Genomic DNA, 14,199 nt, shown 5'->3' on the forward strand with positions numbered 1-14,199 from the left:
GCCTGCCGGTCCGTCTGCTTGCCGTCCCCCCTCACCTTCGGGCCCGGGGACGAGGGCCGTCTGTAGCCGTTTACACACGGCGGAGCGCGGCTCTACTCCGTATGGCCGTCCGCGAGAAGCGCGAGCAGCGCGGGGTCGAGGATCTCCACCATCCGGTTGCCGGTCCGCACGATGTGCTGGGTACGCAGCAGCCGCAGCGCCTTGGCGACCGCCTCCCGGGTCGCTCCCACGGTGGCGGCCAGCTCGTCCTGCGCCAGCTGGACGACGCTCCCGGCGGTGGCGGTACTCGACGAGGTGGCGGGGCGCGCCGAGGAGGGGGCATAGGGGCCGGCGGGGCCGGAGCTGTCGGGCGTCGACAGCTCGATGAGCCGGTGGGCCAGGCGCTGCAGCACGGTGAGCGAGGCGAGGGCGGAACGCTCCTGGTCGGCGCTGCGCAGCCGGAAGGTGAGCTGACGGATCACCAGGCCGCTGACGCGGGGGTGCAGGGCGAGAAAACGGCGGAACGCGTCCCCGCCTATCACCTGGGCCTCGGTGGGCCCCAGGGTGCGCACGGTGGCGCTGCGGGGATGCCGGTCCAGCGCGGCCATTTCGCCGAGCAGTTCACCGGGGCCGCGCAGACCGAGTATCAGCCGGGTGGCGCCCCGGTCCGTGGCGACGGAAACGGTCACCCATCCGTGCAGGATGATCAGGACGTGACTGGACCGGTCGCCCTCGGTCAGAAGGTGGGTGTCGGCCGGGTAGCGCTTGCGGTTTCCGAGAGCCATCACGCCCTCGTGCTCCTGGGCGGTCAGCGCCTGCGCGAACGCGAGCTCGTCGCCGAGCAGTCCCATGGCTACGCCCCCCGCCGCAGTCCGGACGCCTGGTTCCTGGATGGTCGATGGTGACAGAGTGACGAAGCGGAGAGAGTGAATTGCGCCACATTCAAGCTACTTCCCGGTAGCGGGAGAACCGCCAGGCAGGCGCCCCCACCGACCCGTCGAACCTCGCCCCGCCCCACCCCTCGGGAGACTCTGCGCAACGGCGCCCTCACCGCCCGCGACCAGGCAGGACACGAAGAACGGCACCGACCGCCGAGAACAGTGCCCACCGGCATGGGCATCAGCCCACCGGAACAAGATTGGCGAAAACTCGGGTTCGTCTTCCTGTGAGGGGCGCACAGCCCCACGTGGCCCGGCGAGCGGACTTCACGCCCACAGCGCGTCCGCGAGGGACACCCCGGCGAACGCCGCCCCCAGTCCCGCCACCACACTGGCGACGACATTGACGGCGGCGAAGAGCCTGGCGCCGTCCTCGGCCAGCCGCAGCGTCTCGTAGGAGAACGTCGAGTACGTCGTCAGCGCCCCGCACAGTCCGGTACCGAGCAACAGCTGCACGGGGGAGCCGGCCGCACCGGCCGGCACGGCACCCGACAGCAGCCCCAGCACGAAGCACCCCGCGACGTTGACGACGAACGTGCCCCACGGGAAAACGGTGTCGTGCCGCCGCTGCACGGCTCGGTCGGCGAGGTAGCGCAGCGGTGCGCCCACCATGCCGCCGATGATCACCAGCACCCAGTTCACGCGCCGTGCCCCCTGCTCACGGAGGTCTGTCGACCCCGCCTCCACGCCAGTACGCGGCGCGTCACCGTCACCGCGAGCCACACGGCCGCGAACGCCGCCACCGGCGTCGCGGCCAGATACGTCAGTCCGTTCCGCGTCTCGCCCTCGTCCAGGAGCCGCTGGATGTCGACGGCGTAGGTCGAGAAGGTGGTGAAACCCCCGAGCACGCCGGTGCCGAAGAAGGGCCGCACCAGCCGGTGCGCCGCCCACACGTCGCTGATGACCACCATGAAGACACCGATGACCGCACACCCGACCGCGTTCACGGCCAGCGTCGTCCACGGGAAGCCCCCGGCCGCGACCGGCCAGAGCAGCGAGGCCCCGTAACGGCCCGCCGCCCCCGTGCCACCGCCGAGAGCCACCACCGCCACGACCGGTACCTGCTCCCACCGGGACCGGCGCCGCAGGGCTGTCATGGATTACGTCTCCTCCTCGCCGGGGCCCGGTCCCACTGCATCGCCACCATGTACGTCGAAGGGCCCCACCGCGAACGGTGGGGCCCTTCGACATCGTGCCCGGTGAGGCACTGGCGGAGGATACGAGATTCGAACTCGTGAGGGGTTGCCCCCAACACGCTTTCCAAGCGTGCGCCCTAGGCCTCTAGGCGAATCCTCCGCAGAGAACATTACATGACGTGGGAGAGTGCTTGCGAACTCGTTCCCAGGGCCCCACATCGGGTAACGTGTGGCTCAGCCCCTCACGCGGCGCTATCTGACTGAACTCCCCCAGGGCCGGAAGGCAGCAAGGGTAGGTCGGCTCTGGCGGGTGCGTGGGGGGCGCCTGTGTTTGCGGGGCGGGCCGGTTGTCGGTGGGCGCCTATAACCTCGTATACGTGTCGTCTCTCGCGCTCTACCGCCGTTACCGCCCGGAGTCCTTCGCCGAGGTCATCGGGCAGGGGCATGTCACCGACCCGCTGCAGCAGGCGCTGCGGAACAACCGGGTCAATCACGCGTACCTGTTCAGCGGTCCGCGCGGCTGCGGCAAGACGACCAGCGCCCGGATCCTGGCCCGCTGTCTGAACTGCGAGCAGGGTCCGACGCCGACGCCCTGCGGCGAGTGCCAGTCCTGCCGCGACCTCGCGCGCAACGGGCCGGGCTCCATCGACGTCATCGAGATCGACGCCGCTTCGCACGGCGGTGTGGACGACGCCCGTGACCTGCGCGAGAAGGCGTTCTTCGGGCCCGCCTCCAGCAGGTACAAGATCTACATCATCGACGAGGCCCACATGGTCACGTCGGCGGGCTTCAACGCCCTGCTCAAGGTGGTCGAGGAGCCGCCGGAGCACCTCAAGTTCATCTTCGCGACCACCGAGCCCGAGAAGGTCATCGGGACCATCCGGTCGCGGACCCACCACTATCCGTTCCGGCTCGTGCCGCCCGGCACCCTGCGGGACTACCTCGCCGAGGTGTGCGGCAAGGAGGACATCCCCGTCGACGACGGCGTGCTGCCGCTGGTCGTGCGCGCCGGTGCGGGGTCCGTGCGTGACTCGATGTCGGTCATGGACCAGCTGCTGGCCGGCGCCGGTGCCGACGGTGTGACGTACGCCATGGCGACCGCACTCCTCGGCTACACGGACGGCTCGCTGCTGGACTCCGTCGTCGAGTCGTTCGTCTCGGGGGACGGCTCGGCCGCCTTCGAGGTCGTGGACCGGGTGATCGAGGGCGGCAACGACCCGCGGCGCTTCGTCGCCGACCTCCTGGAGCGCCTGAGGGACCTCGTCATCCTCGCCGCCGTGCCCGACGCCGCGGAGAAGGGGCTGATCGACGCCCCCGCCGACGTCGTCGAGCGGATGCAGGCCCAGGCGCGGTCCTTCGGCGCCGCCGAGCTGAGCCGCGCCGCCGACATCGTCAACGAGGGGCTCACGGAGATGCGCGGCGCCCACTCGCCCCGCCTCCAGTTGGAGCTGATCTGCGCGCGCGTGCTGCTGCCCGCCGCATACGGCGACGAGCGCTCGGTGATGGCGCGCCTGGACCGGATCGAGCGCGGGGTGCAGTTCTCCGCGGGCGCGGGCGCGGGCGCGGGAACGGGCGCGGGGGCGCCGGCGATGGCGTACGTGCCGGGGCCCGGGGCGCATGCCGGTGCCGGTGGTGCCCCGGCCGCCGCTCCGGTTCCGCCGGGGAGCGGTCCGGCCGCGGCCAGGGCGGCGGTACGGGCGCCGGGTGCCGGCGTTCCCGCGGCCGACCCTGCCCCTGCCCCTGCCCCTGCCCCTGCCCCTGCCCCTGCTCCTGCTCCTGCTCAGGGTGCCGGTGTCGGCGAGGGCGGCGGACAGCCCCCGGCGCCGGCGCCGGTCGCTCCCGCGCAGGCTCCCGCGTCGACTCCCACCTCGGCACCGGCGCCCGGTGCCTGGCCCACCGCGGCTCCCGCGGGCGGCGGACGGCGGCCCGGAGGGTGGCCCACGGCGGCTCCCGCGGGCGGAGGGCAGCCTCCCGCACCGACCCCGACGACCCCGCCGGGCCCGTCGGCACCCGCCCCCGCCCCCGCGCCGGCCCCGGCAGCCGTGCCGGCCGCCACCGCCGCGCCCGCCGCCCCGGTCCCGGCCCCGAGCGGTGGCCCCGACCCGCGCGCGCTGTGGCCCAACATCCTGGAGGCGGTCAAGAACCGCCGCAGGTTCACCTGGATCCTGCTCAGCCAGAACGCCCAGGTCACCGGTTTCGACGGCACCACCCTCCAGATCGGCTTCGTCAACGCGGGCGCCCGCGACAACTTCCTGAGCAGTGGCAGCGAGGAAGTGCTGCGGCAGGCCCTGGCCGAGCAGTTCAACGTGCAGTGGAAGATCGAGGCGATCGTCGACCCCTCCGGCGGTTCCGCACCCCTGCCCTCCGCCGGCCCGTCCGGCGGCTACGGCGGCGGTCCCGCGGGCGGTGGCGGCGGCGGTGGCTACGGCGGATCCGGGGGCGGCGGGTACGGCGGGGGCGCGCCCGCGCAGCGACCGGCGGCGCCGGCACCCGCGCCCCCGTCCCAGGCCTCCGCCCCTCCCTCGCCCGCCACCGCGCCCCGGTCTTCCTCCCCGGCGGCCGACCAGGCACCCCGGCCCGCGGCCCCCGAGCCTCCGGCGCCGCGTCCGGTCTCCCCGGAGGACGACATCCCGGAGGACGACGACCCCGACCTCGACGAGTCGGCCCTCTCCGGCAAGGAACTGCTCGTACGTGAGCTGGGGGCGACCGTGGTGGAGGAGATCGCGCACGATTGACATGCTCCTCGGGCTGAAGCCCGGGGATTCTGGCCTTCTCGATCGGCCGCTGTGCAGCTACGCGGCACGGGGTTCGGTCGGGAATCCGTGGCTTCCTGTTTCTTCGCGCTGTGCCAGAACGGGTTCTGGTCCTACCGGCGCTCCGCAGGCCGATACCGCCAGTCCGGCGGCCGTCTTGATGTTGATCGCGGCGTTGTGATCCCGGTCATGGACCGTTCCGCAGGCTGTGCAGGTCCATTCCCGGATGTCGAGGGGTTTGGGCCCGTCCACGGCGCCGCAGGCGGAGCACACCTGGCTGGTGGGCTCGAACCGGCCGATCTTCACGAAGGTCCGCCCGTACCGTGCCGCTTTGTACTGCAGCATGCCGAGGAACTGTGCCCAGCCCGCGTCATGGACGGACTTGGCGAGCCTGGTGCGGGCCAGTGCGTTGACCGCCAGGTCCTCCACGGCGATCCCTTGGTTCTCGGAGATCAGCCTGGTGGAGAGCCGGTGGTGGAACTCACGGCGCGCGTCAGCCACCTTGGCATGGGCGCGGGCAACCTTCAGACGGGCCTTGGCCCGGTTTTTCGATCCCTTCCGCTTGCGGGACAGCTCCCGCTGGGCTTTCTTCAGTTTCTTCTCCGCGCGCCGCAGGAAACGCGGAGAGTCGATCTTCGTGCCGTCGGACAGTACGGCGAAGTGGGTGAGGCCGAGATCGATACCGATGGTGCGGTCGGTTCCGGGCATCCGGGCGGCGTCGGCGGCGGGGTCGGCGTCGATGACAAACGAGGCGAAGAACCTGCCGGCCGCGTCCTTGACGACCAGCTCACCGGCCGTCGGGAACGCCCGCCCGTCCCTGCGGGCGTCCTCACGAGCACGCACCGCGTCGTTGAACACGACCCGGGCACACCCGAACGTCCTTGCCAACGCGACTCGTTGACCGGCATTCGGGTACACCCGAAACGCATATCGAAGCTGCATGCGGAGATCGTACGAATAGGCGCACACAGGCCGTAACCGGGAACATTCGTTCCCCACCTCACCCCCGGTGACAGTGCATTGCCCGGCTCCGCCGGAAACGCCACTGCGACGTTCCGCGCCGCGGCCACGACATTCGCTTCACCATCGGGCTGAAGCCCGAGGCACTGCGAATGAACCCTGGTAGCGCGAGTAGGAAGCAGGAAGGGGGAGGGGGCGAGCGAGGGCGCGTGATCCGGACCCGTACTGGAGAAACCCACAGGCCTCCGCGTGCCGTCCCTTCGGAAGCCCGCACAAACCGTCCCGGCCCGTTCCCATTAGGCTGACCCCCGTGAAGGTCCTTGTCATCGGCGGCGGCGCCCGCGAACACGCCCTGTGCCGTTCCCTGTCCCTCGACCCCGACGTCACCGCGCTGCACTGCGCGCCCGGCAACGCCGGGATCGCCGAGGTCGCCGAACTGCACCAGGTCGACGCCCTCGACGGCGCGGCCGTCACCGCGCTGGCCACCGAGCTCGGCGCCGAGCTGGTCGTCGTCGGGCCGGAGGCGCCCCTCGTCGCCGGGGTCGCCGACGCCGTGCGCGAGGCGGGCATCCCGGTCTTCGGCCCCTCCGGACAGGCCGCCCAGCTCGAAGGCTCCAAGGCCTTCGCCAAGGACGTCATGGCCGGCGCCGGCGTCCCCACGGCCCGCTCGTACGTCTGCACCAACCCGGCCGAGGTCGACGAGGCCCTCGACGCCTTCGGCGCCCCGTACGTCGTCAAGGACGACGGGCTGGCCGCCGGCAAGGGCGTCGTCGTCACCGACGACATCGAGGCGGCCCGCGCGCACGCCAACTCCTGTGAGCGGGTCGTCATCGAGGAGTACCTGGACGGCCCCGAGGTCTCCCTCTTCGCCATCACCGACGGCGAGAACGTCCGCCCGCTCCAGCCCGCCCAGGACTTCAAGCGCGCCCTCGACGGCGACGAGGGTCCGAACACCGGTGGCATGGGCGCGTACTCGCCGCTGCCGTGGGCCGATCCCAAGCTGGTCGACGAGGTCGTGGAGAGCGTGCTCCAGCCGACCGTCGACGAGATGCGCCGCCGCGGCACCCCGTTCTCCGGTCTCCTCTACGCGGGCCTGGCGATCACCTCGCGCGGCGTCCGCGTCATCGAGTTCAACGCCCGCTTCGGCGACCCCGAGACCCAGGTCGTGCTGGCCCGCCTGAAGACCCCGCTCGCCGGCCTGCTGATGGCGGCCGCCACCGGCAACCTCGCCGACCTCGAGCCCCTGCGCTGGAGCGACGACGCGGCCGTCACCGTGGTCGTCGCCTCCCACAACTACCCCGGCACCCCGCGCACCGGCGACCCCATCACCGGCCTGGACGAGGTGGCCGCCGAGGACGCCCCGCACGCCTACGTCCTGCACGCCGGCACCCGGAGCGAGGGCGACGCCGTCGTCAGCGCCGGCGGTCGCGTCCTGTCCGTGACGGCCACCGGCGCGGACCTCACCGAGGCCCGCGACCGCGCCTACCGCGCCGTCGCCCGCATCGGCCTCGACGGCTCCCAGCACCGTACGGACATCGCGGCGAAGGCGGCGGCGGGCGCGTAAGCCGGCGTCGACCCGACCCGGAGGGACCCAGTCCGCACCGAACCCGACAGGCCCCGGCTCCGTCTCAGGAGCCGGGGCCTGATCCTTGCTGTCCGTCATCCACCTTTCCCCAAAGCCATTCCATCGAGTGACCGATGCGCCATACGGCTGACGGGCGCGAAGCCCCCAACTAGGGTGCCGCGCAAGCGTTCCGGCACTTGGCCCACCGGCATTGCGATGTCAGTGGCGGGTGCCACAGTGGGGGAGTGAGCACGAGCAGGAGGGCCGCAGGACGGCCCAGGACAGCGAGGAGGGGGTGAGGTCCGGCCGTGACCGGTATCGGTGGTGTGGAGCTGGGCGCGCAGGCCGCGCACTCCCGGGCGCTGGCCGTGCTGCGCGTCCGCTCCCGGGCCGTGGCCGTCGCCCTGTTGCCCGCTGCCGTCGCCGTGGTGCTGCTCGTGGGCGGTTCCACCGGCCATCTCGTGGGCGGGGGCTGGGACGTCGCCCGCTGGGCCGTGACCGTCCCGGCGGTCCTCGTGCTGGTGGCCGCCGCCGGTGTCGCCCTGGTCGTCGGCCGCGCCCGGCCCGCCGTGACCCCGACGGTCACGATCGCCGAGGAGTCGGCCCCGGACCTGTACCGGATGGTGCGCGACCTGGCCGAGCGGCTCGAGGTCCCCGCCCCCTCCGCGATAGCGCTCACGCCGGACTGCGACAGCTGGCTGGAGGACCGCACCCACCCGGCCCACGGGCCGCCGCGCGCCGACCGGCACGACGCGTCGACCGGTCCGGGCGCCGCCGCCCACGGCCGGAGCTCCGCGGCCCCCGTCCTCGTCATCGGCTCCCCCTTCCTGTGGTGGATGCGCGTCGGTGAGCTGCGCGCGGTGCTCGCCCCGGTCGTCGCCGGTACGGGGCCTTCGGCGCACCCCGACATAGCCGCGGCCCGCCGCTTCATACGGGGCCTGGACGCGGCCGTGGCGGTGGCCTCGACGCGGAAGCGCCGCCTGCCGTCCGGCGCGGTGTACGCGGGCCTCGGCCGGGTGTCCCGGCTTCTGCTGCGCAGCTGCCGCGGTCATGCGGCCGAGATGGAGCGCGGGGTCGCGGCGGCGGCCGCCGAGCGTGCACAGGCTGTGGACTACGGACTGCGGATCGTCGCGCAGGAGCAGGTGGGGCTCGCCTACGCGGGCTGGGACCGGCTGCTGACCCGGGTGGCGCTGCCCGCCTGGCGGATGGGCCGCTGGCCCTCCCGGCTGGACGTGGGTGTCGTCGCCGCGCTCACGGAGCTGTCCCGCCGGGACCGCCTGGCCGAGGGGTTCGCCTCCCGCCTGGGGGAGCGTCCCGCCTGCGACCTGCTGGAGGAGCCCGGGGCGATGGACGAGGCGGTGTCCCTCCTCGCCGCGCGCCTCTTCCACGGGGGGCCCGCCGAGACCGGCCCGGACTGGTCGCCGGTGGAGTGGGACGAGTATCCCGAGGAGGTCGTCGACCGCACCTGGCGCACGGAGGCGGCCCGCCTCCACCGCGTCCTGGACACCCTGGGCGTCCGCCGCACCACCGAAAGCACTCCACCGGGCACCGACGGCCCCACCCTGTCCCGCGTCCTGGACCACCTCGCTCCCGCCGCCCCGGCCGCCCCCATCGACCCTGCGGCTCAAGCCGACCCGGCCGCCCACCTCGCCCCCGCCGCCGACGCCGACCCCACTCCCCGCACCGCCCCCGTCGACGAGGACGACCTCTCCGGCACCACCCCCCGGGGTGCCGCGCTGGCCGCAGGGCTCAGCGCGCAGCTGGCCCGCGAGGAGGCGGCGAGTACCGAGCCCCCGTCGCTCGCCCCGGGAGCAGCCGCGGGCCCGGCCGGCTTCGGCACCGCCCTCTGGGACGACCGTGCGCTCCCCCTCCTCCCCCTTCAGCCCCCGCGCACCGGCCGCGAGATCCTGACCGCCCACATCACCGCGATGGTGTGCTGCGCGGCCATGGACACCGCGGGCGCGACGCCCGGGCTCGACTGGCTCGACGGACCGTCCCTCCTGATCCACGGCGCCCGCGCCGCGGACCTCGCGCCGCGCGTCCTCAGCCTCGTCGAGAGGGGCGACCCCGGCCCGCTCCGCGCCTGGCTGACCGAGCTCGGCATACGCCCGGAGAAGCCGGTACGCCTGGTCTGACACCTGAACCGGACCCTCCGCTTCCACTTTCGGCCACTTCGCAACGAACAGTGACAGCACACGCGCGATATGTGATGTGCTGGGACCGATCGCGCACATGGCAAAGGCGTTCGTCATACGCACGACCACGGGGGCACGAGGGAGGGGACTGTCCCATGGGGCCCGAGCAGATCCGCCGCTGGGAGTCGGGAGCACTCGCGCATGCCGTGACCGACCCCTTCGGCCAGGGGCCCGTCCCCTGGCTGCGCGGCGGCGAGACGTACTTCGGCGACACCGGCCAGGTGGTCCCCTGGTACGCGGACCCGGACCAGCCCCGCCCGTCCCGGCAGTCCCGGCAAGCCCGCCAGGACCCCGCGCGCCGCACCGACGGCGGCGGCCCGCGCGCCGCCGACGACGTCCGGTGCCAGATCAAGGGCTTCACGGCGACCGGCGCCGCCGCCCCCGGCGAGGCGATCGACTTCCACATCACCGTCGACCCGCCCCAGGAGTTCGGCGTCGACGTCTACCGGATCGGTCACTACGGCGGCGACGGCGCCGCGAAGATCACCACCAGCCCCCGCCTCTCCGGCATCGTCCAGCCCCCACCGCTCACCGCCGACCGCACCGTCTCCTGCCACCACTGGTGGCTGTCCTGGCGGCTGCAGATCCCCTCGTACTGGAACATCGGCGCGTACGTCGCCGTCCTCACCACCGCCGACGGCTACCGCTCCCACGTCCCCTTCACCGTCCGCGACAGTCACCCGGCCGACCTGCTCCTCGTCCTGCCGGACATCACCTGGCAGGCGTACAACCTCTACCCGGAGGACGGCCGCACCGGCGCCAGCTTCTACCACGCCTGGGACGAGGAGGGCCGACTGCTGGGCGAGTCGGACGCCGCGACGACCGTCTCCTTCGACCGGCCGTACGCGGGCGCGGGCCTGCCCCTGCACGTCGGCCACGCCTACGACTTCATCCGCTTCGCCGAGCGCTACGGCTACGACGTCGCCTACGCCGACGCCCGCGACCTGCACTCCGGCCGCGTCGACCCGACCCGCTACCGGGGCCTGGTCTTCCCCGGCCACGACGAGTACTGGTCGGCGGCCATGCGCCGCACCACGGAGCTCGCCCGCGAGCACGGCACGTCCCTGGTCTTCCTCTCCGCCAACACCATGTACTGGCAGGTGGAGCTGGCCCCCTCCCCGTCCGGCACCCCCGACCGCCTGCTGACCTGCCGCAAACGCCGGGGCCCGGGCCGGCCGGTGCTGTGGCGGGAGATCGACCGCCCGGAACAGCAGTTACTCGGCATCCAGTACGCCGGCCGCGTCCCCGAACCGCACCCGATGATCGTCCGCAACGCCGGCCACTGGCTCTGGGAGGCCACCGGCGCCCAGGAGGGCGACGAGATCGAGGACCTGGTCGCCGGCGAGGCCGACCGCTACTTCCCCCGCACCGCGCTCCCCGGGCACGACGAACGCGTCCTGCTCGCCCACTCCCCGTACCGGGACGTGGACGGCGCCCGCCGCCACCAGGAGACGTCGCTGTACCGGGCCCCCTCGGGCGCCTGGGTCTTCGCGTCCGGAACGTTCGCCTGGACCCCGGCCCTCGACCGCCCGGGCCACGTCGACCCGCGCGTCCAGCGCGCCACCGCCAACCTGCTGGACCGCATCTGCAAACGGGACTGACCCGCGCACCGGACCGACCCCGGGTCTCGGGTTGCCCCGTCGTACGGGAGAATCGAGGCATTGGACAGAACCACGGGGAGGAACCGTGTCCGGATTCGTCGAAAAGCCCGAACCGATCCAGGTTCCGGGCCTGGTGCACCTGCACACCGGCAAGGTGCGCGACCTGTACCAGAACGAGGCGGGCGACCTCGTGATGGTCGCCAGCGACCGCATGTCCGCCTACGACTGGGTGCTGCCGACCGAGATCCCCGACAAGGGCCGGGTCCTCACCCAGCTCTCCCTGTGGTGGTTCGACCAGCTCGCCGACCTGGTCCCCAACCACGTGCTGAGTACCGAGCTGCCCCCCGGCGCCCCCGCCGACTGGCAGGGCCGCACCCTGGTCTGCAAGTCCCTGCGGATGGTCCCCGTCGAGTGCGTGGCCCGCGGCTACCTCACCGGCTCGGGGCTGGCCGAGTACAACGAGACCCGCACCGTCTGCGGCCTCGCCCTCCCCGAGGGCCTCGTCGACGGCTCCGAGCTGCCCGCCCCGATCTTCACCCCGGCCACCAAGGCCGAGGTCGGCGAGCACGACGAGAACGTCTCCTACGAGGAGGTCGCCCGCCAGGTCGGCGCCGACACCGCCGCCCGGCTGCGCCAGGCCACCCTCGCCGTGTACTCCCGCGCCCGGGACGTCGCCCGTGAGCGCGGGATCATCCTGGCCGACACCAAGTTCGAGTTCGGTTTCACCGACGACGGCCTGGTCCTCGCCGACGAGGTGCTCACCCCGGACTCCTCCCGCTTCTGGCCGGCCGACCAGTGGCAGCCGGGCCGCGCGCAGCCGTCGTACGACAAGCAGTACGTGCGGGACTGGCTGACCTCGGCGGAGTCCGGCTGGGACCGCAGGAGCGAGCAGCCCCCGCCGGCCCTGCCGCAGCAGGTCGTGGAGGCGACCCGCGCCAAGTACGTCGAGGCGTACGAGCGCCTGACCGGTCTTAGCTGGTCGTAGCCGGAGCGCCGCGCACACGAAGAAGCCCCCGGCCGGAGCCGGGGGCTTTCTCCTGTGGAGCGAACGACGAGGTTCGAACTCGCGACCTCAACCTTGGCAAGGTTGCGCTCTACCAACTGAGCTACGTTCGCACTGCGCCGTGCACTCCGTCCCGGAATCCCCGTGGACTTCGCCGTGGCGCGACAGCCACTATACCCAACCCCGCTCCCGTGCGAGCCGCACCGCCGCGTGGCGGTTCTCCGCCCCCAGCTTGTTCGCGGCCGACGACAGATAGTTCCGTACGGTCCCCTCCGCGAGCGCGGCGCGCTCCGCGATCTCCGCGACGGGCGCCCCGTCGGCGGCGTGCTCCAGCACCTCGGCCTCGCGCGCGGTCAGCGGCGAGTCCCCGGCGGAGATCGCGTCGGCGGCCAACTCGGGGTCGACGTAACGGTTTCCGGCGTGCACCGTGCGGATCAGCTCGGCGAGCCGCTGGGCGCTGACCGTCTTGGGGACGAACCCCCGCACACCCGCCGCGAGCGCCCGCTTCAGATGCCCGGGCCGCCCGTGACTGGTCACGATCAGCACCTTGCAGCCGGGCAGCTCGGCCCGCAGGGATGTGGCGACCTTCACACCGTCCGCGCCGGGCATCTGGAGATCCAGTACGGCGACGTCCGGCACGTGCGCCCGGGCCATGGCCAGGGCCTCCGGGCCGGTGGCGGCCTCCGCGACCACGATCAGGTCGTCCTCCAGGGAGAGCAGGGCGGCCAGCGCCCCGCGGATGAGGTGCTCGTCGTCGGCGAGCAGCACCCGTACGGGAGTGGTCACGACGCGACCTCCAGCACGGTGGCGGCGGCCGACGGCAGCGGCACCTCGGCCGTGAGCCGGAACACACCCTTGCCGGCCGGCCCGGCCTCCAACGTGCCGTCCACGGCGGACAGCCGCTCCCGCAGCCCCGCCAGCCCGGAACCGCCGCCCGAGCCCCCCGAGCCACCGGAGGTCCCAGCAGCCCCAGCGGCTCCGGTGGCCTCGGCCACTCCGTCGTTCTCGACCGTCAGCACTGCACGCCCTTCCAGCACCCGCACCGTCACGGAGCACTTCTCCGCGTTCCCGTGCCGCAACACGTTCGTCGTCGCCTCCCGCACCACCCAGCCGAGCGCCGACTGCACCTCGGCGGGCAGCCCGGCCGTCTCGCCGCTGACCTCCGAGGCGATGCCGGCCGCGGAGAGCACGCCCCGGGCACCGGCGAGCTCGACCTCCAGCGCGACCTCCCGGTAGCCGCGTACGACGTCCCGGACCTCCCGCTGCGACTCCTGGGCGATGCGCTGCACCTCGATCATCTGCTCCACCGCCTCGGGCCGACCGCGCCGCGACAGCTGGACGGCCAGCTCGCTCTTGAGCGCGATCACGGCCAGGTTCCGCCCCATCACGTCGTGCAGGTCCCGGCCGAACCGCAGCCGTTCCTCGGCGACCGCGAGCCGGGCCCGGGTCTCGCGCGCCTCGTCGAGTTCGTAGACGGCGTTGAGGAGCCAGACGGAGAACACCGAGGTGAAGGCGACGAAACCGGCGCCGAGCAGCACGAAACAGGCCGTGAGGAGCGCGGCGGGGCCGGGCAGGCCCAGCGGGAACGCCACGGCCCCGGCACCCACCGCGAAGCCGCCGACGATCGCGCTCACGCGCCGCCGGTTGCGCACGCCGAGCGCGATGGTGCCGGCGCCGAAGCACAGGACGCCTCCGAAGACCGAGCCCGCCGCGGAGTCGATGCCCTCGCCGCCCGGACCGCGTCCCGCGAGACCGATGGCGCCGATCGCGAGCACCGCCGTGGCGACGCCGAGGGCCCACAGCATCCGCAGGGGCTGCGCCCGCCGGCCCCGCGTCCAGTCCAGCGACCGGGAGGCGGTCACCATGCAGACCACGGCGTGCACGGCGACCAACAGGGACAGCCCGGTGGCCAGGCGCGGGCCCACCTGGTCGAAGGACGACAGCCCGATCACGAGGAACTCGATGACCCCGAAGAAGTGGAAGGACCACCGCGTGTACGCCTCGACCTTCGCGGGCGTGCTCTTCCGCCGCCACCAGCCCCCCGGCCTGCGCATGTCCTCGCTCGCCCCG

Annotated in this window: 11 protein-coding genes, 2 tRNA genes and 1 other RNA gene; 6 read left to right on the forward strand and 8 right to left on the reverse strand. The window is 73.2% G+C overall.

Annotated elements, in window-relative coordinates; genetic code table 11:
• Window positions 1-92: 92 nt before the first annotated feature.
• From ACIGO6_RS15445 to ACIGO6_RS15460, 4 genes are all read right to left on the reverse strand, one after another.
• Window positions 93-830: a Crp/Fnr family transcriptional regulator gene (locus ACIGO6_RS15445; RefSeq protein WP_399875749.1), complete on the reverse strand. Its 738-nt coding sequence runs from the start codon at window positions 828-830 to the stop codon at window positions 93-95.
• 354 nt (window positions 831-1,184) lie between these two features.
• Window positions 1,185-1,559, reverse strand: coding sequence for a fluoride efflux transporter CrcB (crcB, locus tag ACIGO6_RS15450; protein ID WP_399875750.1), 375 nt, complete (start codon window positions 1,557-1,559; stop codon window positions 1,185-1,187).
• Entirely contained in the window at window positions 1,556-2,014 is a 459-nt protein-coding gene (gene crcB, locus ACIGO6_RS15455; RefSeq protein ID WP_399875752.1) for a fluoride efflux transporter CrcB, read from the reverse strand. Before crcB (ACIGO6_RS15455) ends, crcB (ACIGO6_RS15450) begins: the two co-directional genes overlap by 4 nt.
• A gap of 111 nt (window positions 2,015-2,125) precedes the next feature.
• Window positions 2,126-2,213 (reverse strand) — tRNA-Ser (locus ACIGO6_RS15460).
• 74 nt (window positions 2,214-2,287) lie between these two features.
• Here ACIGO6_RS15460 and ffs point away from each other — a divergent pair.
• Both ffs and ACIGO6_RS15470 read left to right on the forward strand, forming a co-directional pair.
• An RNA gene (gene ffs / locus ACIGO6_RS15465) (signal recognition particle sRNA small type) lies at window positions 2,288-2,382 on the forward strand.
• A 48-nt stretch (window positions 2,383-2,430) separates the two neighbouring features.
• Window positions 2,431-4,788: a DNA polymerase III subunit gamma and tau gene (locus ACIGO6_RS15470; protein WP_399875754.1), complete on the forward strand. Its 2,358-nt coding sequence runs from the start codon at window positions 2,431-2,433 to the stop codon at window positions 4,786-4,788.
• Window positions 4,789-4,845: 57 nt separating this feature from the next.
• Here the strand turns inward: ACIGO6_RS15470 and ACIGO6_RS15475 are convergent, their stop codons facing one another.
• Entirely contained in the window at window positions 4,846-5,748 is a 903-nt protein-coding gene (locus tag ACIGO6_RS15475) for an RNA-guided endonuclease InsQ/TnpB family protein (protein ID WP_399875878.1), read from the reverse strand.
• Window positions 5,749-6,076: 328 nt separating this feature from the next.
• Here ACIGO6_RS15475 and purD point away from each other — a divergent pair, with 328 nt between their 5' ends.
• From purD to ACIGO6_RS15495, 4 genes are all read left to right on the forward strand, one after another.
• The gene (gene purD, locus ACIGO6_RS15480; protein WP_399875756.1) at window positions 6,077-7,330 is read left to right on the forward strand and encodes a phosphoribosylamine--glycine ligase; all 1,254 of its coding nucleotides are present in this window, start codon (window positions 6,077-6,079) and stop codon (window positions 7,328-7,330) included.
• A 308-nt stretch (window positions 7,331-7,638) separates the two neighbouring features.
• Window positions 7,639-9,465, forward strand: a complete 1,827-nt coding sequence (locus ACIGO6_RS15485; RefSeq protein WP_399875757.1) for a hypothetical protein — start codon at window positions 7,639-7,641, stop codon at window positions 9,463-9,465.
• 155 nt (window positions 9,466-9,620) lie between these two features.
• Complete coding sequence (locus ACIGO6_RS15490) at window positions 9,621-11,126, forward strand: N,N-dimethylformamidase beta subunit family domain-containing protein (protein ID WP_399875759.1); 1,506 nt, start codon at window positions 9,621-9,623, stop codon at window positions 11,124-11,126.
• Between the two features lie 85 nt (window positions 11,127-11,211).
• Complete coding sequence (locus ACIGO6_RS15495) at window positions 11,212-12,111, forward strand: phosphoribosylaminoimidazolesuccinocarboxamide synthase (protein ID WP_399875760.1); 900 nt, start codon at window positions 11,212-11,214, stop codon at window positions 12,109-12,111.
• Between the two features lie 55 nt (window positions 12,112-12,166).
• On the opposite strand, the gene ACIGO6_RS15500 is transcribed toward ACIGO6_RS15495, so the two are convergent.
• The 3 genes from ACIGO6_RS15500 to ACIGO6_RS15510 form a co-directional block, all read right to left on the reverse strand.
• Window positions 12,167-12,242 (reverse strand) — tRNA-Gly (locus ACIGO6_RS15500).
• Window positions 12,243-12,300: 58 nt separating this feature from the next.
• Window positions 12,301-12,915, reverse strand: a complete 615-nt coding sequence (locus ACIGO6_RS15505) for a response regulator (RefSeq protein ID WP_399875762.1) — start codon at window positions 12,913-12,915, stop codon at window positions 12,301-12,303.
• Window positions 12,912-14,183 (reverse strand): sensor histidine kinase, encoded by a 1,272-nt coding sequence (locus tag ACIGO6_RS15510; protein ID WP_399875880.1) that lies wholly within the window; start codon window positions 14,181-14,183, stop codon window positions 12,912-12,914. Before ACIGO6_RS15510 ends, ACIGO6_RS15505 begins: the two co-directional genes overlap by 4 nt.
• Window positions 14,184-14,199: the final 16 nt, after the last annotated feature.

Origin of the sequence: Streptomyces sp. NPDC053750 (genome assembly GCF_044544295.1) — a bacterium.
Classification (GTDB): Bacteria; Actinomycetota; Actinomycetes; order Streptomycetales; family Streptomycetaceae; genus Streptomyces.

Coding starts and splice junctions, on each gene's coding strand:
- ACIGO6_RS15445 (WP_399875749.1), bottom strand. CDS start 830: ATGGGACTGCTCGGCGACGAGCTCGCGTTCGCGCAGGCGCTGACCGCC.
- crcB (WP_399875752.1), bottom strand. CDS start 2,014: ATGACAGCCCTGCGGCGCCGGTCCCGGTGGGAGCAGGTACCGGTCGTG.
- ACIGO6_RS15475 (WP_399875878.1), bottom strand. CDS start 5,748: ATGCAGCTTCGATATGCGTTTCGGGTGTACCCGAATGCCGGTCAACGA.
- ACIGO6_RS15490 (WP_399875759.1), top strand. CDS start 9,621: ATGGGGCCCGAGCAGATCCGCCGCTGGGAGTCGGGAGCACTCGCGCAT.
- ACIGO6_RS15510 (WP_399875880.1), bottom strand. CDS start 14,183: ATGCGCAGGCCGGGGGGCTGGTGGCGGCGGAAGAGCACGCCCGCGAAG.